Below are 21,962 nucleotides of genomic sequence, written 5' to 3' on the forward strand. Positions count from 1 at the left end.
TACTTTTGTGGGGCGATTTTATTTATACATTGGACGAAATTTCATTTAAAATATTCAATTCAGTTAAAGAATTACCTTCTCTTTGGGACGCTGTGGCTCAGAGTAATGTTTTTCTTCAAAAACCTTATTTAACGGTTTTAGAAAAATCTGCTCCAGTAAATATGGAGTGTTTTTACATTGGAATTTTTGAAAAATCTACACTAATTGGTGTTTCTTTAGCACAATATTTAGATTTGAATAAATTAGAGTCCTTCGGTGAAAGAGATAAATCATTTAAAATTGCGCTTCGTAATTTTATTTTCAAAAATTTTGCTTCGCATACCCTTTTTCTTGGAAATAATATGATTACGGGTCAAAATGGATATGTTTTTTCAAAAGAAATAGCTTTTGAATGTATTAGCGAAATTTTATTGCAAAGTGCCGATGAAATCACAAAGTATTTCAAACAAAAGGGTGTAAAAATTCATTTGGTTTCATTTAAAGATTTCTATGAAAATTGTTCCGTTGAATTGAAAAAGTATCGTTTTAAAGAGACCTACGAGTTCAACACGCAGCCTAATATGATTTTTTATTTAGACGCAAATTGGAAATCGGCTGAAGATTATATCAATGCACTTTCAAAAAAATACCGTGATCAATACAAACGTGCGCATAAGAAATTTGATGGAATTGTAGTTAAAAATTTACTATTTGAAGAAGTAATTTTACATGAAAACACCATTTACGATTTGTATCATTATGTGGCTAAAAATGCTCCGTTTAATACTTTTTTCTTAGCAAAAAATCATTTTTCAACTTTAAAAGGACAATGTGGCAATCGATTTCAGATTTTTGGTTATTTTTTGAATGAAAAATTAGTAGGTTTTCATACGCTTTTATTAAATGATGAAACTTTAGAGACTTATTTTTTAGGCTATGATGAAACCATACAGAAAGAAAATATGTTGTATTTGAACATGTTGTACAATATGACCGAGTATGGCATTGAAAATGGATTTAAGCGTATTATTTTTGGCAGAACCGCATTAGAAATTAAAAGTTCTATAGGTGCAAAACCTGTGAATATGTCGGGTTTTATCTTTCATAATAATAAATTGATTAATAGATTTATGGCTAAAATTTTTAAACAATTAGAGCCTGAATTAAATTGGCAACAACGCCATCCATTTAAGTAAAAATCTTCCTATCTTCGTGTAAAATTTTAATCATGGCACGAACTTCTTCTTCTGAAACTCAAATAAAAAACATGTTAATTCCAATTGTTCAAGCCATTGGACGTTCTGGAAAATTGTTATACATTATTGTTTTTTTTGTAATTGGTTATTTTGTCTTTCAGTTTTTTACTAGGAAATCAGAAACATCAACTATTGAATATGACACCAATTTGATTCAAGTTCAAATAAAGAATGTTGGTAAATTGGTCGTAACTGAAGGGCATTTCGCTGAGGTTTTAACCTATAAAGATAAAAAGGAGACGTATATCCCTGGATTGTCTTTTGATAAAAAAGCGTTAGTTGTGATTAATGCTGATGTTACGGTAGGTTTTGATTTGAGCAAAGTAACGTATGATATTGATGCAAAAAACAAAATTTTGACAATCACAAACATACCAAAAGAAGAGATTAAAATTAGTCCAGATTTTAAATATTATGACACCGAATCTTCTACGTTTAACGAGTTTACAGGTGAAGATTATAATAAGATAAATAAAATTGCAAGAGCAAATTTGGCCAAAAAAATTGAAAAATCTACATTAAAAACAAATGCTCAAAACCGATTGTTGAGTGAGCTTTCAAAAATGTTGATTCTCACAAATTCTATGGGTTGGACGTTATCTTACAAAGGAAATGAAATAAAATCTGATAAAGATTTGCAATTAAATATGGTGAATTAAAAAAGTCCCGATTCAATCGGGACTTTTTTTTATAATTTGTTTTCTAAACTGTTCCAACCACCACCATTAATGCAATCAATTCCGTTTTGTTTTAAAATGGAAGTTGCTTGAGCACTTCGCATTCCAGAACGGCAACATGCAATAACTGGTTTGTTCCATTTTTTGATGGTTTCGATATTTCCGTTTAAAACTTGTAATGCAATATTTTTTGACCCTTTAATGTGTCCTTCTCTAAATTCATCTGGCGTTCTAACATCTAAAATAATAGCCCCTTTTTGAACGTATTCTTGCACCTCATTGGTTTTATTTCCTAATCCTAAAAAATCTAAAATTCCCATAATTGTTTCTTTTTTTTGACAAAGATAAACGCGATTGTATAGCTTTTCAGTAACAAAAGTTACTTTAGTTAAACGTTTGCTTTCTCAAAAATCAATTCTAATCCACCGTCAATTAGGTGAGCAACTTCTGGGCGATTGGTTTTAACTTTTTCTAAATGATTTAAAACTTTATCCACTAAATCCGAATTGTTTTCTTTTTTAGCCAATTCAGCAATTTCTACTGATAATAACCAATCGTTTGGATGATTTGCTGTAACTGATGCAAAAGCTTCTTTCAAAGTGGTAATTGCCGGTTTATGCTCTCTAATATTGCGAATACTAGCATATAGTTTTTCCAATTCTTCTCTTTCAGGTGATTTTTTTTGTTTTATAGTTTGCGATGATGGAACGTGATTAATCATGTCAAAACTATTCACATCAGCTGGACCTGAAAAAGCAGAAATTACTTTTTTACCTACAGCCATATCATAAATTCCCCATTCTGGTTGAAAAAGGATGGTGTCGTTATGGGTAACTGTACAATTTTTGAATTTAATCAATAAAATTTCACCTTGTAAATTGCGAGAACCTGTGATGATTTCTCCTTTAACCTTTATATTTCCTTCGAATTCTAAAGTAACTTGTTCGCCTTCGTAAATATCATATGCACGTAAATCTCTTGGACTCATTTCTTCAATCGCCAAGTTGATGCCTTTTAGTTTTCCAATTGGTGAACCAAAACCTTCAGCATGATATTCTGTTCCATGACCTACTAATTCTTTTTCTCTGTAGGAAAGTGCCGTTTTTCCAGTTGTTTGAACATAAACCGATTTCCCTTCGTGTTCAATTACATTGGTAAAAATCCCTGAAATCTGAATTCCTGTGCTCAATTCAATGGTTCCTAATGCTTTTGAATCGATTAATTTTTGAACACTCTTTGGACCACCTTTTCGAAGTGCCATCGTATTAGCAAATTCTTCTAAAACCGAATTTAGTTGAGCAAAATCGGGAGTAACATATAGTTGTGGTTGAGGTTTTGTAATATCAAAACTTTGGTCTGCCGCCGAAATATCATATGGAATTTTCTTTACATTGTCGGTCATACACCAAGCGCTTTCTCCAATGGAAGAAAGTAAACCTGCTCCATAAATTTTTGGATTTTCAATAGTTCCTATTAAACCGTATTCAACCGTCCACCAATGTAGGTTTCTAATGCGCGACATTTCTGATAATTCGCCCATATTATTCTGTAGGAAATCAACTTGCTCTTCTGCTTTTTTTATTTCTTCTTGCGGAGTTCCTTCTGCTTCTTTCAAAATCGAAAGCAAACGAATGGCTTCGTACAATTCGTAATCGCGTGAAGAAGAAATGGCTTTACAACCAATTTCGCCAAAACGTCTTAAATATTCTGCATATTCCGGATTGGCAATAATAGGGGCGTGGCCTGCACCTTCGTGAATAATATCAGGTGCTGGAGTATATTCAATATGTTCTAATTGGCGAATATCACAAGCAATAACCAACACATTATAGGCTTGAAATTCCATAAAAGCATTGGGTGGAATAAATCCGTCAACAGCAACTGCAGCCCAACCAATTTCTTTTAAAATTCGATTCATTCCATACATATTTGGAATGTTATCGATTTCTAATCCCGTTTTTTCTAAACCTTCTAAATAGGAGTTATGCGCTACTTTTGAAAGATAAGACACATTTTTACGCATTACATAACGCCAAACCGCTTGGTTTATTGGTGTGTAATCATCATAAACTTGAGGTTTAATGAATTGTTTTAAATGCTTTGGTAATCTGTCAATCAGCGGATTGCTTTCAAAATGCGTTTCCATAATTTTATTCGTCATGTTTGACGTAAAATTACGAATTTTTAAGAAATCAGGAAAGCTTTTTAACGATTTGATAAAACTAATTGCAAATTATCAATCTACTTTTTCAACAGGAACACCAGGTACTACTTTCGGAATGCTATCGTTTTGAAGCGATGGAGTAGGTGTTGGTTCTTTTGTGGAAGGAACAGTTGGCGCTACTTTTGGAACACTATCATTTTGAATAGTTGGAGTTGTATTATTTAGTGTTGGTTCGCCTAAATTAACTGGGCTTATCCCATCAATATATTCGGTTTCTTCTAAATCTTCTGATTTTCTACCTAATTTAATTGCTGGATTTTCTTGTGTTCCTTGTATTTTAATTGGAATTCCAATAATTCCTAATGGCGGTAATCCAATGCGCATTTTTAAATTTAATTTTCCGTCTAAACTTGTTTGTCCTTCAAATCGTAATCTAAAACCAGCTACTTTAAATTTGAAACGTTCAACAGTTACAATATTATTTTTTATAGTGGTTTTAATGTCTACCTTAGAAATATCGGGATCTTTAATATCTGGATTTTCGGTTTTTGCTGAAACAACATTCAATAATTTAAAACCTTTCATTTTAACTTTCTTTACAGAAAGGGTTCCCTTTCCTTCCAAAGAAGGCATAACAGGTTCCATTTGATTGTTTAAAACACCTTTTATCGAATAATTCAATCCAACAATTCCTTCTGCATTTTCAGCAGCAGTTACAATTTCTCGGAACATTTTAATTTCGTTGTAAGCCCGTTTAATATCAAACTCAGATGCATTAATTTTATAATCAAAATAGGCTTTTTGAGTGCCTTCATTTTTATAAAAAGCATCCATTTTTGCTGTAGCTCCAATAATACCAATTGTGCCATTTGTAAGTTTTAATGTTCCGTTTTCAATAAGAATGTTTCCGCTTAAATTTTCAATAGTAATATCGTCGTATTGTGTTTTTACAGCATTGGTTTGGATAGAAACATTTAAGTTCGTTGGAATTTCAACTACTCCTGATACTTCTGTTCTAACTTCATTTTCGTCTTCATTTTCAAAAGTTGTTGTTGGAATAAATTCGTTAATGTGTAAAAAATTTGAAGTTAGATTAAAGTTTCCTTTTAAAATTTGATTTTCCGAAAGAACAAAGTTGATAACGTTTTCTAAATTTCCATTCATGGTAATGTCAGATGTTCCATATTTCCCATTGAAATTAGAAAAATACATTTTATCCTGATTGAACGTGAATAATCCGTTTTCGATTAAGAATGGTTTTGCTAGGTAATCACTGGTGGTTTTGATGTTTTTCACTTCAAGCGTTCCGCTGTTTTTTAAATTACCAATTCTTCCGTTTGATGCATCGCTTTGTTTTCCAGCCAAACTCAAATCAGCTTTGATAAAACCATCAACATCTAATCCTTTTTGAGAGAAAACTTTGTAAATTCGGGCAACGTTTAAAGTTCCTTTTGCTTTTACGTCATAATTAATATCGTCAAAGTTTTTAAAAGAAGCAGTCATGGTAAACGGCTCACCTTCAAAGGTAAAATTTGCTGGAGAAAGCACAAAAGATGCATCTTTAAAATTACCCGTTGTGCTGTTCAATTTTGCTTTTAAATTGATGTTTTGTATAGGTTTTGGATAATAAGCGGTTTGTATGAATCCGTTTTTGAGTTCGAAATTTCCGCTGGTTACAGGGAATTTTTTTTCTTTTTTGCTGTAATTTCCTTTAGAAATAATGTCTGCATCTAAATTTCCGGCTAATTTGAAATTTGGAATTTGAAGTGCATTGTTTAAGAAAGCCAAGTCTAATTTTGATTTTATTTTTGAATCAACAGTCATTTTTTCGCCAAACCCATCCGAAATTAAAATGGCACTCAAATTGTTTTTATTTACATCAAAATATAATGAATCCAATCGTACTTTGAGTTGATTGATATCTAAATTTGGAAGTTTAGTGTCTAGATTTAAATAAATACCTTCAACTGGATAAGGTGCTTTTGTGTGTTTTACATAGCCATCTCGTACTTTAATGTTGAAATTCAATTCGGGACTTAAATTTTCAGCAGCAATGTATTTTCCTTTTAAAGTTAGGAAAGCAGAGGTTTTTCCTTTCATTTTGGTTTCGGTCATCCAAGAGACATATTCGGCTGGTAAAGCTGTAAATAAATCATCCAAGTTACTATCTTCGGTTTTTAATTTAAAATCCATTTGATAACCGTTTTTGAGGAAATCAAAAAAGCCAGTAAATTCTACAGGAAGTTTATTGATGACTAAATCATTTTTTTCAAAAACAAAAGAAAGTGAATTGGTGTTGATTTTTGTTATTAAATCGGCTTTTACTTTTTTGTTTTTTAAATATTCACTTTTGTCATAAACGAAACTCAAACTATCAATTTGTGCCGAAGTTTTTAAATTGAAATTGGATGCCAATAAATCACCTTTTCCTTTGTAGTTAAAACCTTTTGCTTCAATTTGTATTTTAGTTGATTTATCGTTATAAATTAAATGACTGTTGTTAATTTGTATGTTTTCAAGATTTAATGAGGCGCTTTCTGATGAAGTTGTGGTGTCTTTTGAAGTTGATTTGTAAATATTATAGTTTGCCTCTCCTTTCTTATTGACTAAAATATTGATTTTCGCTTCTTCTAAAAATAGTTCTTCAATTTGTGTTTGGCTTCCAAAAACAACACTCCAGACATCTATCCCAAACCCAATTTCTTTTGCAGCGACTAATGATTTTTCTTTAAATGGTTTTGATCCGTTTAGGTTTAATTCGTTTAGCGTTAATGTTAACGAAGGAAAGTGTTTAAAAAAAGATAATTCGGAATCTTTAAAATTCAGTTCCCCTTCAAGATGATTATTTGCTAAGATTTTAACTCTTTCAGTAATTGTATCCGCAAATAGAATAGGAAGTAATATTAACAGCAATAAGCTGATTACAAATGTAATACCTGTTATTTTTAAAATTTTAAAAAGTAGCGATTTATTGTTTTTTTTCATTTTTATAGTTGTAGAGAGAACTGCAAAATTACTATAAAAATGTTCTCCAATATTAAAATGTAAAAAAAAAGAGTTAGTATTAGCTAACTCTTTTTTCTCTTATCTTTTCATTGAAAAATGTGCTTTAAATTGTTTTGCAGCTCCATTTTCAGTGTAGTCTAGTGTAAACCAGTAATCTGTAGATGGTAATTGTTGTCCGTTATAGGTTCCATCCCATCCGTTACTTGTGTCCGTTGCACTTAATTGTTTGATTAACTTTCCGTATCTATCAAAAATATACAACTTCGCATCTGCTTGATTCATTCCTACGATATTCCACGTGTCGTTGTGACCATCGCCATTTGGTGTAAAGTATTTTGGGTAATCAATCACTGTTACGTTTTGTGTTATAAATGTACAACCTTCACTATCTATTACTGTAACTGTGTGCTCTCCTGCGCTTACTCCTGTAAAAACATTCGATGATTGGAAAGAACCCTCATCTAATTGATACAACAAAGTGCCTGAACCACCTGAAACGGTTACTGTGATTGTTGCATTGTCTGAAAATGCATCGGTTACCAATGTGGTAAACGAATCTGCTGGTGTAGTAGCAGTAACTGCTGCAAACTCTTCTTCTGAAACACAATTCGTAACCGAATTGGTTGCTATAACACTATAAACACCCACAACTGAAGCTGTAAATGTGGCTGCATCTGAATTTGCTTGAGCAACTCCATCAATATACCAAACAAAATCATACATACTCGCATCTAAACCTGTGTCTAATAAATACGTCTGGAAGGTAACTCCTGCTGCATCAACACATATTGTTCCATCTGCTAAAACAGGCTGTGGTAAAGGATTTACATAAATTCGAACCGTAACTGAAGTGCCTGAACATCCATTTAATGTTGGCGTAATTACATAATCAACATAACCTTGTGTGTTACCTGTTGTTTCTAATACTTGCTCTATTAATAATGTAGATCCTGTACTTGTATCAGCGGTTGCCCCTGTTACTCCTACTTGATTCACGGTCCATGTAAATATGGTGTTGGCATTAAAGGTAGAGAAATTGATAAACGTGCTACCCACACCACTACATAATTCTGGATGGTTTGGACTTCCAAATAACTCCGGAATTGGATTAACATATACTGTAATTGTCGCAGATGCACCTACACAACCATTTAAACTTGGTGTTACTTGATACACAACAACGCCTTGAGACAATCCTGTTGTTTCCAATACTTGTGCAATTGAACTTCCTGATCCATTTGATGCGCCTGAAACTCCTGTGCTGCTTTGAACAACCCATGTGAAAACGGTATTGTTTACGGTGCCCTCAAAAGAAATATTTGTCGTCTCGCCAGAACAAATCGTTTGGCCATCACCGGTTACCGTAACATCAGGTATAGGATTTACTGAAATCGTAACGAAAACTGTTTCCCCAACACATCCATTGGCCTCTGCAACTATTCCATAAACAACCTCTCCTGTTCCTGTAATTCCTGAATTTAAAACCAAAGTCTGGTTGATAAACGTATCGGTAGAACCAACTACTGATGATGAATGACCTGTAACTGTTGCACTACTAGAGGTCCATGAAAAAATAGCCCCAGGAACATTACTGCTCAATTGAATATCTACAACATCTCCTGAACAAAGAACACCTGTACTCGGTAAAACAGTAGCTGTTACCACCGGGCGTGGAGAAATGGTTACTGAAGTATTAACTGAATTTGAAAGACAGCTTCCAAAAGTAGGAATAATATAAGTTACTGTATAAGTGCCTGGTAAACTATTATTTAAATCAATATTACCAGTATTTATATCAATTGACAAACCTGTTGGTAATGAACTGAAAACACCATTTTCGTATGAGCCTGTACCTGTTAAAATAGCATTAGCAGTTGAATTAGATATACAGTACTGTGCAGAAGAGTAATTAATAGATGCAGTAGGATTTTGGTCAATATTTATGGTTGCCAAACTAGTTGCATTAACACAAGGAGCTGTTCCAGCTAAAGTATAAGTAAAAGTACTTGATGTAGCACCCGCAGCAGGAGTGAATGTTCCTAAAACGGCATCAAAAGTACCACCACTTCCTGATGTTTGGGACCAAGTACCGCCAGATTGTTCTCCTGAAATTAAACTGAATAAATCTATGGCTGTTACACTTGAATCGCAAATTGATAGAGTTCCATCTGTTCCTGCATTTGGTTGAGGACTGATATTTATGGTTGCCAAACTAGTTGCATTAACACAAGGAGCTGTTCCAGCTAAAGTATAAGTAAAAGTACTTGAAGTTGCACCCGCAGCAGGAGTGAATGTTCCTAAAACGGCATCAAAAGTACCACCACTTCCGGATGTTTGGGACCAAGTACCGCCAGATTGTTCTCCAGAAATTAAACTGAATAAATCTATGGCTGTTACACTTGAATCGCAAATTGATAGAGTTCCATCTGTTCCTGCATTTGGTTGAGGACTGATATTTATGGTTGCCAAACTAGTTGCATTAACACAAGGAGCTGTTCCAGCTAAAGTATAAGTAAAAGCACTTGAAGTTGCGCCTGCAGCAGGAGTGAATGTTCCTAAAACGGCATCAAAAGTACCACCGCTTCCTGATGTTTGGGACCAAGTACCGCCAGATTGTTCTCCAGAAATTAAACTGAATAAATCTATTGCTGTTGTACTTGAATCGCAAATTGATAGAGTTCCATCTGTTCCTGCATTTGGTTGAGGACTGATATTTATGGTTGCCAAACTAGTTGCATTAACACAAGGAGCTGTTCCAGCTAAAGTATAAGTAAAAGTACTTGAAGTTGCACCCGCAGCAGGAGTGAATGTTCCTAAAACGGCATCAAAAGTACCACCGCTTCCTGATGTTTGGGACCAAGTACCGCCAGATTGTTCTCCAGAAATTAAACTGAATAAATCTATTGCTGTTGTACTTGAATCGCAAATTGATAGAGTTCCATCTGTTCCTGCATTTGGTTGAGGACTGATATTTATGGTTGCCAAACTAGTTGCATTAACACAAGGAGCTGTTCCAGCTAAAGTATAAGTAAAAGTACTTGAAGTTGCGCCTGCAGCAGGAGTGAATGTTCCTAAAACGGCATCAAAAGTACCACCACTTCCGGATGTTTGGGTCCAAGTACCGCCAGATTGTTCTCCAGAGATTAAACTGAATAAATCTATTGTTGTTGTACTTGAATCGCAAATTGATAGAGTTCCATCTGTTCCTGCATTTGGTTGAGGACTGATATTTATGGTTGCCAAACTAGTTGCATTAACACAAGGAGCTGTTCCAGCTAAAGTATAAGTAAAAGTACTTGAAGTTGCGCCCGCAGCAGGAGTGAATGTTCCTAAAACGGCATCAAAAGTACCACCACTTCCGGATGTTTGGGTCCAAGTACCGCCAGATTGTTCTCCAGAGATTAAACTGAATAAATCTATTGTTGTTGTACTTGAATCGCAAATTGATAGAGTTCCATCTGTTCCTGCATTTGGTTGAGGACTGATATTTATGGTTGCCAAACTAGTTGCATTAACACAAGGAGCTGTTCCAGCTAAAGTATAAGTAAAAGTACTTGATGTTGCACCCGCAGCAGGAGTGAATGTTCCTAAAACGGCATCAAAAGTACCACCACTTCCGGATGTTTGGGACCAAGTACCGCCAGATTGTTCTCCAGAAATTAAACTGAATAAATCTATTGCTGTTGTACTTGAATCGCAAATTGATAGAGTTCCATCTGTTCCTGCATTTGGTTGAGGACTGATATTTATGGTTGCCAAACTAGTTGCATTAACACAAGGAGCTGTTCCAGCTAAAGTATAAGTAAAAGTACTTGAAGTTGCGCCCGCAGCAGGAGTGAATGTTCCTAAAACGGCATCAAAAGTACCACCACTTCCGGATGTTTGGGTCCAAGTACCGCCAGATTGTTCTCCAGAGATTAAACTGAATAAATCTATTGTTGTTGTACTTGAATCGCAAATTGATAGAGTTCCATCTGTTCCTGCATTTGGTTGAGGACTGATATTTATGGTTGCCAAACTAGTTGCATTAACACAAGGAGCTGTTCCAGCTAAAGTATAAGTAAAAGTACTTGAAGTTGCGCCCGCAGCAGGAGTGAATGTTCCTAAAACGGCATCAAAAGTACCACCACTTCCGGATGTTTGGGTCCAAGTACCGCCAGATTGTTCTCCAGAGATTAAACTGAATAAATCTATTGTTGTTGTACTTGAATCGCAAATTGATAGAGTTCCATCTGTTCCTGCATTTGGTTGAGGACTGATATTTATGGTTGCCAAACTAGTTGCATTAACACAAGGAGCTGTTCCAGCTAAAGTATAAGTAAAAGTACTTGAAGTTGCGCCCGCAGCAGGAGTGAATGTTCCTAAAACGGCATCAAAAGTACCACCACTTCCGGATGTTTGGGACCAAGTACCGCCAGATTGTTCTCCAGAAATTAAACTGAATAAATCTATTGCTGTTGTACTTGAATCGCAAATTGATAGGGTTCCATCTGTTCCTGCGTTTACAGGTGCAGAAACATTTACAGTAGCAATGCTTACATCATCAGGACAAGGAAAAACACCAGGGACTGTATAGGTAAAAGTCGCTGAAGTTGAACCAACAGAAGGGGTAAAAATTCCAGCCATCGGATTAAAGGTGCCACCTAAACCCGACGTTTGGTTCCATACACCTCCAGTTTGTTCTCCTGTTATAATATCATCTAAATGTATAGCAGAAGCTGTTGAAGAACACACGTTAATGACACCATCAAGTCCTGCATTTGATTCTGGAATGATATTTATGGTTGCTAAACTAGTTACGTTAGAACAAGGTGCTGTTCCTGGTAAAGTATAAGTGAAAGAGCTTGATGTTGCGCCCACAGCAGGAGTGAATGTTCCTAAAACGGCATCAAAAGTGCCACCACTTCCGGATGTTTGGGACCAAGTACCGCCAGATTGTTCTCCAGAAATTAAACTGAATAAATCGATGGCTGTTACACTTGAATCGCAAATTGATAGAGTTCCATTTGTTCCTGCATTTGGTTGTGAATTAACAATTACTGTACTTGAATTTGAAATTGCTACCGTACAACCCGGTGAAGAAATTGAATACTGAACCCCATCCACCCAAACTATTCCAGCCGTTCTTGTAATAATAACAGTATTTGTTGAAGTTATAGTGGTTAATGTAATTTGTTGTAAAATATCATTCGGACCTACATTAAAGGTAGTTGATGCACCTCCTGATGCTATTGTAACATCTCCAGCATTATTATCTCGAGCTAAACTAATAATTATCGGTGTGCCTGCTGGAACTATATCTTGTAGAGTTATTGTTAATGTAGTATTTGCATTGTTTACAAAAGCACAATTTGCTGCAGTTGCAGGAGTACCTATCGTAGAAATGGTTCCCGTTGAATTTACAGGTGTGTTTCCTCCTGAAGCACTTAAACCGTTACCTGTAATTGGAGTTCCTAATGAAGAAATTGAAGTTGTAGTTAATGTCGTACTTGTTGTTACAAGAGGAACAGTTACTGTAGCATTTCCTGCACTATCTATTGTCACTGTTTGAGAAATCCCACTATTAATTGTATATGCTACAATTGAATTGGGAGTACCTGTTAGATTAAATATAGCATTATCAGGTTCACAAATGGGTGAATTATTAGTTATACTAGTCAGTGTTGCGGGAGTTCCATTACTTGTTAAAGTAACATTAGATGTAAATGTAGTACATCCAGGAAAATTAGTCACAATATCAGTATAATTTCCTGCATTTAAACCAGTAATCATTATATTTCCAGACGCATCGCTAATTAATGTTATAGCAATTGGAGTACCATCATCAAAATAAGTAACATTGTATGATGTAGCTGCATCTAATCCTTCTATTGTAATTATACCATCAGAAGAATTACAAGAAGGATTTGTACCTATTGCTACAGGACAAACAATTGTACAGTCTGTTGATCCTGCTCCACCTACACCTGCATTTGTTTGTGTCATAGTAATATAACCTGCAGCACCATCATAATTAGTAATTAATACCATATATACTTCTCCAACTTGTGCATTGGGGATAGAAGCAGTTTCTGTAGCAGATATACTATAGCTACAATCTATTACTGTCCCTGTACATGCATGATCAGCCGTACAATCACCCAAAGTGAAATCTGCACAAGCTGCGCTCGCGCTTGAAAAAGGTCCCCATAAAGCATAATCTACATCTAAAGTAGCGCCTGTACCTCCGGGACCTGTTGTTTGTGAAATTTGTAAATTTAATGGTCCAGCTTGATCTATTTCTAGATAGTACCATGCAGGATTTGGTGCTGAAAAAAGACAAGTATTAGATACAATTACAGCGGGAGCATCTGGTACACAATCTGAATTGCTAACATTTGGAAATTCTAATGGGCCGGCATCTGCACAAAAGGGGTCTGAACCTGAACAAACTGAATTTGCTGGTGGCGTTATCGTCTGAATTAGGTCACCTCCAGCAACCGTTGTACAAGATATAGTTGCAGCCCATCCACCCATTTGAACTGAAGTGTCTGAAACAAAAGTTACAGTAATACATCCTGAAGGATGACTGGATGCAATATAATTAGTTATTGTACCGCAACCATTTGCAATAGGAGATGTACTTCCATAAGTACCAATAACAGTTCCAGATGTATTAATACCTTCATAAAATGTCATAAAATCGAAAGGTTCACCCTCAACATCCCATGTTGAAAAATCAAATTGAACATATGTTCCAGGAGAACTTGGGCAAAATGTCATAGTAAATGATTCATTCGAAAGATAATCTCCGCTTAAACCACCAGAATCATAAAAAATTCCTGAACATGTGTTAAATGTTCCATTTTGCATAGTATATGTTTGAGAATAGTTTTTACCAAAAATGGTAAAAAACACTAAGATTAGTAATTTTTTTTTCATATTTCTCAAATGCTAATTTATGGGTAAAATTGTAATTATAAAATCGGTATTATCAACTCTATATATGTGTTTTGTCCTTGAATTCATTAAAAAATTATATTTCAATGGATTGAATGTAACTAAGTCAATTTTAGTATCTATTTTTAAATTAGTATTATACTTATTGTTTATACTTACACTAGATAACAAGTTAAAATTTTTGCCCTTATATTCTGGTCGATATTCTATTTTAAACCGATTGTTTAAAAAGTCCTTAATTAGTTCGTAACGTTGAGAATTTGAATTAAAAACTAATTCATCTGAATAATTCAAAAAAACCTCCCTTATAAAATTTTCTATTTGCTCATCAGAATAAAAATTGCTACTAGAGACTTCTTTATTTTGATTATAAATCTTTAAAGAATTAGTGTCATTTAAAAATAAAATAATGTAAAAAAAAGCTAACATATTCATTAATACTATTTTCATGTATATAAATATTATTGGTTAATAATAGGGTTGTTTAGAATTAAAAGCAGATAAATTATTTCTTTTTTAAATCGCTATTTATCGGATTTTTATAACTTTCATCGGTTAAATATGCGACAATTTAATATTTTTTTGTTAAAAAACAAACAATTTGATTAACTTTTAATTAACATATGTTTTTAAATATAAAAAAGGGGACTCAATTGAGTCCCCTTTTTTATATTTAATTTTTTATTTTCTCTTATCTTTTCATTGAAAAATGTGCTTTAAATTGTTTTGCAGCTCCATTTTCAGTGTAGTCTAGTGTAAACCAGTAATCTGTAGATGGTAATTGTTGTCCGTTATAGGTTCCATCCCATCCGTTACTTGTGTCCGTTGCACTTAATTGTTTGATTAACTTTCCGTATCTATCAAAAATATACAACTTCGCATCTGCTTGATTCATTCCTACTATATTCCACGTGTCGTTGTGACCATCGCCATTTGGTGTAAAGTATTTTGGGTAATCAATCACTGTTACGTTTTGTGTTATAAATGTACAACCTTCACTATCTATTACTGTAACTGTGTGCTCTCCTGCGCTTACTCCTGTAAAAATATTTGATGATTGGAAAGAACCCTCATCTAATTGATACAACAAAGTACCTGAACCACCTGAAACGGTTACTGTGATTGTTGCATTGTCTGAAAATGCATCGGTTACCAATGTGGTAAACGAATCTGCTGGTGTAGTAGCAGTAACTGCTGCAAACTCTTCTTCTGAAACACAATTCGTAACCGAATTGGTTGCTATAACACTATAAACACCCACAACTGAGGCTGTAAATGTGGCTGCATCTGAATTTGCTTGAGCAACTCCATCAATATACCAAACAAAATCATACATACTTGCATCTAAACCTGTGTCTAATAAATACGTCTGGAAGGTAACTCCTGCTGCATCAACACATATTGTTCCATCTGCTAAAACAGGCTGCGGTAAAGGATTTACATAAACTCGAACCGTAACTGAGGTACCTGAACATCCATTTAATGTTGGCGTAATTACATAATCAACATAACCTTGTGTGTTACCTGTTGTTTCTAATACTTGCTCTATTAATAATGTAGATCCTGTACTTGTATCAGCGGTTGCCCCTGTTACTCCTACTTGATTCACGGTCCATGTAAATATGGTGTTGGCATTAAAGGTAGAGAAATTGATAAACGTGCTACCCACACCACTACATAATTCTGGATGGTTTGGACTTCCAAATAACTCCGGAATTGGATTAACATATACTGTAATTGTCGCAGATGCACCTACACAACCATTTAAACTTGGTGTTACTTGATACACAACAACGCCTTGAGATAATCCTGTTGTTTCCAATACTTGTGCAATTGAGCTTCCTGATCCATTTGATGCGCCTGAAACTCCTGTGCTACTTTGAACAACCCATGTGAAAACGGTATTGTTTACTGTGCCCTCAAAAGAAATATTTGTCGTCTCGCCAGAACAAATCGTTTGGCCATCACCGGTTACCGTAACATCGGGTATAGGATTTACTGAAATCGTAACGAAAACTGTTTCCCCAACACATCCATTGGCCTCTGCAACTATTCCATAAACAACCTCTCCTGTTCCTGTAATTCCTGAATTTAAAACCAAAGTCTGGTTGATAAACGTATCGGTAGAACCAACTACTGATGATGAATGACCTGTAACTGTTGCACTACTAGAGGTCCATGAAAAAATAGCCCCAGGAACATTACTGCTCAATTGAATATCTACAACATCTCCTGAACAAAGAACACCTGTACTTGGTAAAACAGTAGCTGTTACCACCGGGCGTGGATATATTTGAACGGTCATTTGTGTATTCAATGCACATTGTCCTGCATCGGGTGTAAACTCATATGTTGCATCGGTTGGTGTAGAACTTATAAGTTGCCATGCACCTGTAATACCATTGGTTGATGTAGTTGGTAAATTTATTGTTACTCCATCACAAACCGCATTTGCTTGCGTGAAAATTGGTGCAATTCCGTTTGTAAGAGTAATACTGCCCGATAAACTCGGTGTACCACAAATACTTCCTGTAGCCGTAATTGTATAATTAAAAGTCGCAGCTGTTGCTGATGTTGGCGTACCACTTATAGTAACTACATTTCCAGAAGTCGAAGCTGTTACACCTGCTGGTAAACCAGAAACCGTTGCGCTAGTTGCGCCACCTCCAAAAGTATATTGAATAGGTGCAATAGCAGTTCCAGAGCAAATGGATTGATTGTTATTCGCAGAGTCTAAAGTTAGCGTTGCATTGTTTGAAAGCGATACAGTTCCATTCAAACTAACCGAACCACAACCGCCTACGGTATTAATAGTATAAGAAAAATCAGCTGAAGGAGTTCCGCTAATGGTAACTACATTTCCAGAAGTCGAAGCTGTTACACCAGTTGGTAAACCAGAAACCGTTGCGCTAGTTGCACCACCACCAAAAGTATAGTGAATAGGTGTAATAGCAGTTCCAGAACAAATGGATTGATTGTTATTTGCAGAGTCTAAAGTTAGCGTTGCATTGTTTGAAAGCGATACAGTTCCATTCAAACTAACCGAACCACAACCGCCTACGGTATCAATAGTATAAGAAAAATCAGCTGAAGGAGTTCCGCTAATGGTAACTACATTTCCAGAAGTCGAAGCTGTTACACCAGTTGGTAAACCAGAAACCGTTGCGCTAGTTGCACCACCACCAAAAGTATAGTGAATAGGTGTAATAGCAGTTCCAGAACAAATGGATTGATTGTTATTTGCAGAGTCTAAAGTTAGCGTTGCATTGTTTGAAAGCGATACAGTTCCATTCAAACTAACCGAACCACAACCGCCTACGGTATTAATAGTATAAGAAAAATCAGCTGAAGGAGTTCCGCTAATGGTAACTACATTTCCAGAAGTCGAAGCTGTTACACCAGTTGGTAAACCAGAAACCGTTGCACTAGTTGCGCCACCTCCAAAAGTATATTGAATAGGTGCAATAGCAGTTCCAGAACAAATGGATTGATTGTTATTCGCAGAGTCTAAAGTTAGCGTTGCATTGTTTGAAAGCGATACAGTTCCATTCAAACTAACCGAACCACAACCGCCTACGGTATTAATAGTATAAGAAAAATCAGCTGAAGGAGTTCCGCTAATGGTAACTACATTTCCAGAAGTCGAAGCTGTTACACCAGTTGGTAAACCAGAAACCGTTGCGCTAGTTGCGCCACCTCCAAAAGTATATTGAATAGGTGCAATAGTAGTTCCAGAGCAAATGGATTGATTGTTATTCGCAGAGTCTAAAGTTAGCGTTGCATTGTTTGAAAGCGATACAGTTCCATTCAAACTAACCGAACCACAACCGCCTACGGTATTAATAGTATAAGAAAAATCAGCTGAAGGAGTTCCGCTAATGGTAACTACATTTCCAGAAGTCGAAGCTGTTACACCAGTTGGTAAACCAGAAACCGTTGCACTAGTTGCGCCACCTCCAAAAGTATATTGAATAGGTGCAATAGCAGTTCCAGAACAAATGGATTGATTGTTATTCGCAGAGTCTAAAGTTAGCGTTGCATTGTTTGAAAGCGATACAGTTCCATTCAAACTAACCGAACCACAACCGCCTACGGTATCAATATTATAAGAAAAATCAGCTGAAGGAGTTCCGCTAATGGTAACTACATTTCCAGAAGTCGAAGCTGTTACACCAGTTGGTAAACCAAAAACCGTTGCACTAGTTGCACCACCACCAAAAGTATATTGAATAGGTGCAATAGCAGTTCCAGAACAAATGGATTGATTAGTTGTTCCAATTGCACTAGATAAGGATAATGTACTTCCGCTAATGTTAATTACTATATTATCAGAAAGTGAGGTATTACAAACATTTGTAACAGTTAGAGTTAAAGTTATTGTGCTGCCTGATATGGCAGTAGTTGGAATTGTGTAATTTGTAACTAAGTTACTTGAATTAGAAAAACTTCCAATAGGAGCAGACCAGGCTATACTTGTTTGACCTTGAGCAGTCCCTGATAAATTAATAGTTTGTCCCGGACAAGCAGTTAATGGTGTTGTTCCAGCTTCTACAGTAAAAGGAGGTATTGGTGCTGTACAACCATTGTTTACATAGGTTGGAGTTCCAGTTGGACTAAAATTTACAGTTGAACCATTTAGATCAGATATTGCTCCTCCAACCGCACCAAAAATATTAATTAAATTGGCTCTTTGATATGTTACACTATCAGAACAGCTTCCTCCAAATGTAACACTTAAAGTTCGTGTAGCAGGAGTAGCGTTATAATTTCCGAAGTGACCTGCATTTGGGTTTGAAGGGGTGTCTTGAAATAGCATATAAATATTTGAAGTCAATGCCCCGAAAGAGTTTAATGTTGTGTCTAAGTTTGGGCTTGTAACAACAATTGCTGTTGAATTAGCGGGCAGAACTCCTCCAATAGGTTCTAAAATTTGACCGCAACCTCCAGCCGCAGCAATAGCGGTATTTAGTTGATTAACTTTTGAGGCTGTGGTTGCATTTTGCACTAATCCTAGCCAAGTTTGAGCGGGCCAATTGATGTTTAAAGTACTTGTGTTTAGTGGAGTCGCTCCAATTTTCATACGAAACATTTCATTGTAACCTTCATTGGTTCCGTCATCACAAGCATCAACTAAAATGCTTTCGATTTCAAAACATTGAGAGAAAGAGTTATTTGGTAAGAAAAAAAAGGTGATTAATAAGGGTAAAATCTTATAAAATTTCATTCTAATTGCGGCTTAATTTGAAAAGCGGCACAAAGTTACGAAAAGCGAAAGATTCTAATATTATTAAAAAATTAATATTATTAAAAAAGGTGTAAATTTTACTTTACACCTTTTGTTTTTTTTCTTATTTTGGAGGATATTGCTCTAAAATTTTAGAAACAAATTCTTTAATTCGAGCGTCTTTTTTGTCTGTGTTTTTTGTAAGAGAGCCAGTTCCTTCACCTTGCCAAACTAATTCTTTCGTTTTCGCATCGATAATATCAATAAAAAGGCTTCCCTCTTGAGAGGTGGTTACGTTAGAATATCCCATGCCCCAATAAGGATTCCAGCCCCAGCCAAATCCCATATTGTTGTAAATATCAACGCGTTCTCTTTCTTTCGTAAAAATACTGATTAACACATCAGGGTTTTCTGATTTAACAAATCCTTTAGCAGACATTACTTCGTCAATTGAGTAAAGGATTCTTTTTTTATCTAAATCTGAAATTTCAGCTTTATCAATACCATTTTTTAAATAAGCATAGGATTTGTAATTTGTAAAAACGGCTTTTTTGTCATAATCAGCATTTACTCTAACTGAACTACAAGAAGCTAAAGTTGCTATCAAAAGTATCGAAAGTAATTTTAATGTTTTCATTTTATAGAATTTAAGATTATTAGAACTTTTAAATCGTTAGATTTATTAGATAATTCTAAAAAAAATCTAAAAATCTAACAACTGGTCTTCAACTATATTAGGGATGGTAACTTTCAATAAAGGTTGCGTCTCCATGGCTCTTTTTATTGCAAAAATAGCTCCTTCGTTTCTTGCCCAACTTCTTCTTGAAATTCCGTTGTTTACATCCCAAAAAAGCATCGACTCTAATCGTTTAGATGCTTCTTTAGTACCATCAAGAACCATACCAAAACCACCATTAATTACTTCGCCCCAACCAACGCCTCCACCATTGTGAATGGAAACCCAAGTAGCGCCTCGAAAACTATCTCCGATAACGTTTTGAATAGCCATATCTGCAGTAAATCGTGAACCGTCATAAATGTTAGATGTTTCTCTATAAGGCGAATCGGTTCCTGAAACGTCGTGATGATCTCGTCCTAAAATAACATATCCTATTTCTCCTTTTGCAATGGCTTGATTGAAAGCTTCTGCAATTTTAATTCTTCCTTCGGCATCAGCATACAGAATTCTTGCTTGTGAGCCAACGACCAATTTATTTTCTTGCGCGCCTTTTATCCATTGGATGTTATCGGCCATCTGCTGTTGGATTTCCTCTGGAGAATTTTTCATCATTTCCTCAAGAACATCACAAGCGATTTTGTCGGTTTTGGCTAAATCTTCGGGATTTCCTGAAGCACAAACCCATCGGAATGGACCAAATCCGTAATCGAAACACATTGGTCCCATAATATCTTGAACGTAGCTATTGTACTTGAAATCGATGTGGTTTTCTGCAAAAACATCAGCCCCAGCACGCGAAGCTTCAAGTAAAAAAGCATTTCCGTAATCGAAGAAATACGTTCCTTTTTTGGTATGTTTATTAATTGCAGCCGCATGACGACGCAATGTTTTTTGAACTTCTTCCTTGAATTTATCAGGATTATTGGCCATTAAATCGTTAGATTCTTCGAATGTGTAACCAATTGGATAATAACCTCCAGCCCAAGGATTGTGTAATGAAGTTTGATCGGAACCTAAATCGATATGCAGGTTTTCTTGGTCAAATCGCTCCCAAACATCAACTACATTTCCGAGATAAGCAATGGAAACCACTTCATTATTTGCTAGAGCGTTTTTAACTCTTGGAACTAATTCGTCAATGTTTTCAATTACTTCATTAATCCAACCTTGTGAATGACGAATGTGTGTAATTTTCGGATTTACTTCTGCACAAACAGTAACGCAACCGGCAATATTTCCTGCTTTTGGTTGTGCGCCAGACATTCCTCCCAATCCAGAAGTTACGAATAATCCACCTTTTGGGGATTTTTTTATTTTTCGGAATCCGTTTAAAACGGTAATTGTAGTGCCGTGAACAATTCCTTGTGGACCGATATACATATAACTTCCTGCAGTCATTTGTCCGTATTGCGAAACTCCTAGAGCATTCATTTTTTCCCAATCGTCTGGTTTGGAATAATTTGGAATTACCATTCCGTTTGTAACAACCACTCTTGGCGCTTCTTTATGTGATGGAAATAATCCCATTGGATGACCAGAATACATGGCTAAAGTTTGTTCATCGGTCATTTCTGCCAAATATTTCATGGTCAATAAATACTGTGCCCAATTTTGAAAAACAGCACCATTTCCACCATAAGTTATTAGTTCATGTGGATGTTGTGCAACGGCATAATCCAAATTATTTTGAATCATCAACATAATAGCTTTTGCTTGTTCGCATTTTCCAGGATATTCTGAAATTGGTCGTGCGTACATCTTATAATCAGGTCGCAAACGGTACATGTAAATTCTTCCGTAGGTTTCTAATTCGGCTTTGAATTCGGGAAGTAATTCGGCATGATGTTTAGGTTCAAAATAGCGTAAAGCATTTTTTAAGGCTAATTTTTTTTCCTCGTCAGAAAGAATTTCTTTTCGTTTTGGCGCATGATTTATTTCGGCCTCATACGGTTTTGGATTTGGTAAAATCGATGGAATTCCTTGTAGTATTTGTTCTTGAAAAGTCATTTTTTGATGTATATTGTAATGTTGTATATTT

The 21,962-nt window shown here is 35.4% G+C and carries 10 protein-coding genes; 2 read left to right on the forward strand and 8 right to left on the reverse strand.

The genetic code is table 11. The features are described 5' to 3' along the window. The first annotated feature begins 29 nt into the window (after positions 1-29). Positions 30-1,175, forward strand: a complete 1,146-nt coding sequence (locus OLM52_RS13745) for a GNAT family N-acetyltransferase (RefSeq protein ID WP_264549057.1) — start codon at positions 30-32, stop codon at positions 1,173-1,175. A 71-nt stretch (positions 1,176-1,246) separates the two neighbouring features. Beyond that, positions 1,247-1,894, forward strand: coding sequence for a DUF4230 domain-containing protein (locus OLM52_RS13750; RefSeq protein ID WP_264550556.1), 648 nt, complete (start codon positions 1,247-1,249; stop codon positions 1,892-1,894). A gap of 29 nt (positions 1,895-1,923) precedes the next feature. Here OLM52_RS13750 and OLM52_RS13755 read toward each other — a convergent pair whose 3' ends face one another. The 8 genes from OLM52_RS13755 to OLM52_RS13790 all read right to left on the reverse strand — a co-directional run bounded on the left by OLM52_RS13755 (position 1,924) and on the right by OLM52_RS13790 (position 21,931). Then, positions 1,924-2,232, reverse strand: coding sequence for a rhodanese-like domain-containing protein (locus OLM52_RS13755; protein ID WP_264549058.1), 309 nt, complete (start codon positions 2,230-2,232; stop codon positions 1,924-1,926). Positions 2,233-2,300: 68 nt separating this feature from the next. Then, complete coding sequence (locus tag OLM52_RS13760; RefSeq protein ID WP_264549059.1) at positions 2,301-4,058, reverse strand: aromatic amino acid hydroxylase; 1,758 nt, start codon at positions 4,056-4,058, stop codon at positions 2,301-2,303. A 90-nt stretch (positions 4,059-4,148) separates the two neighbouring features. Continuing rightward, positions 4,149-7,061 (reverse strand): AsmA-like C-terminal region-containing protein, encoded by a 2,913-nt coding sequence (locus OLM52_RS13765; protein WP_264549060.1) that lies wholly within the window; start codon positions 7,059-7,061, stop codon positions 4,149-4,151. A 99-nt stretch (positions 7,062-7,160) separates the two neighbouring features. Next, positions 7,161-14,003, reverse strand: a complete 6,843-nt coding sequence (locus OLM52_RS13770; protein ID WP_264549061.1) for a T9SS type B sorting domain-containing protein — start codon at positions 14,001-14,003, stop codon at positions 7,161-7,163. A 12-nt stretch (positions 14,004-14,015) separates the two neighbouring features. Beyond that, positions 14,016-14,471: a hypothetical protein gene (locus tag OLM52_RS13775; protein ID WP_264549062.1), complete on the reverse strand. Its 456-nt coding sequence runs from the start codon at positions 14,469-14,471 to the stop codon at positions 14,016-14,018. A 241-nt stretch (positions 14,472-14,712) separates the two neighbouring features. Then, on the reverse strand, positions 14,713-19,245 hold the full coding sequence (locus OLM52_RS13780) for a T9SS type B sorting domain-containing protein (protein ID WP_264549063.1): 4,533 nt from the start codon (positions 19,243-19,245) through the stop codon (positions 14,713-14,715). 124 nt (positions 19,246-19,369) lie between these two features. Further along, positions 19,370-19,882 (reverse strand): DUF4136 domain-containing protein, encoded by a 513-nt coding sequence (locus OLM52_RS13785; RefSeq protein WP_264549064.1) that lies wholly within the window; start codon positions 19,880-19,882, stop codon positions 19,370-19,372. Positions 19,883-19,948: 66 nt separating this feature from the next. Continuing rightward, positions 19,949-21,931: a urocanate hydratase gene (locus OLM52_RS13790; protein ID WP_264549065.1), complete on the reverse strand. Its 1,983-nt coding sequence runs from the start codon at positions 21,929-21,931 to the stop codon at positions 19,949-19,951. Between the last annotated feature and the right edge of the window lie 31 nt (positions 21,932-21,962).

It is taken from the genome of Flavobacterium sp. N2820, assembly GCF_025947285.1.
In the GTDB taxonomy this organism is placed as follows: Bacteria; Bacteroidota; Bacteroidia; order Flavobacteriales; family Flavobacteriaceae; genus Flavobacterium.

Coding starts and splice junctions, on each gene's coding strand:
- OLM52_RS13775 (WP_264549062.1), bottom strand. CDS start 14,471: ATGAAAATAGTATTAATGAATATGTTAGCTTTTTTTTACATTATTTTA.
- OLM52_RS13780 (WP_264549063.1), bottom strand. CDS start 19,245: ATGAAATTTTATAAGATTTTACCCTTATTAATCACCTTTTTTTTCTTA.
- OLM52_RS13770 (WP_264549061.1), bottom strand. CDS start 14,003: ATGAAAAAAAAATTACTAATCTTAGTGTTTTTTACCATTTTTGGTAAA.
- OLM52_RS13750 (WP_264550556.1), top strand. CDS start 1,247: ATGTTAATTCCAATTGTTCAAGCCATTGGACGTTCTGGAAAATTGTTA.
- OLM52_RS13755 (WP_264549058.1), bottom strand. CDS start 2,232: ATGGGAATTTTAGATTTTTTAGGATTAGGAAATAAAACCAATGAGGTG.
- OLM52_RS13765 (WP_264549060.1), bottom strand. CDS start 7,061: ATGAAAAAAAACAATAAATCGCTACTTTTTAAAATTTTAAAAATAACA.
- OLM52_RS13760 (WP_264549059.1), bottom strand. CDS start 4,058: ATGGAAACGCATTTTGAAAGCAATCCGCTGATTGACAGATTACCAAAG.
- OLM52_RS13785 (WP_264549064.1), bottom strand. CDS start 19,882: ATGAAAACATTAAAATTACTTTCGATACTTTTGATAGCAACTTTAGCT.
- OLM52_RS13790 (WP_264549065.1), bottom strand. CDS start 21,931: ATGACTTTTCAAGAACAAATACTACAAGGAATTCCATCGATTTTACCA.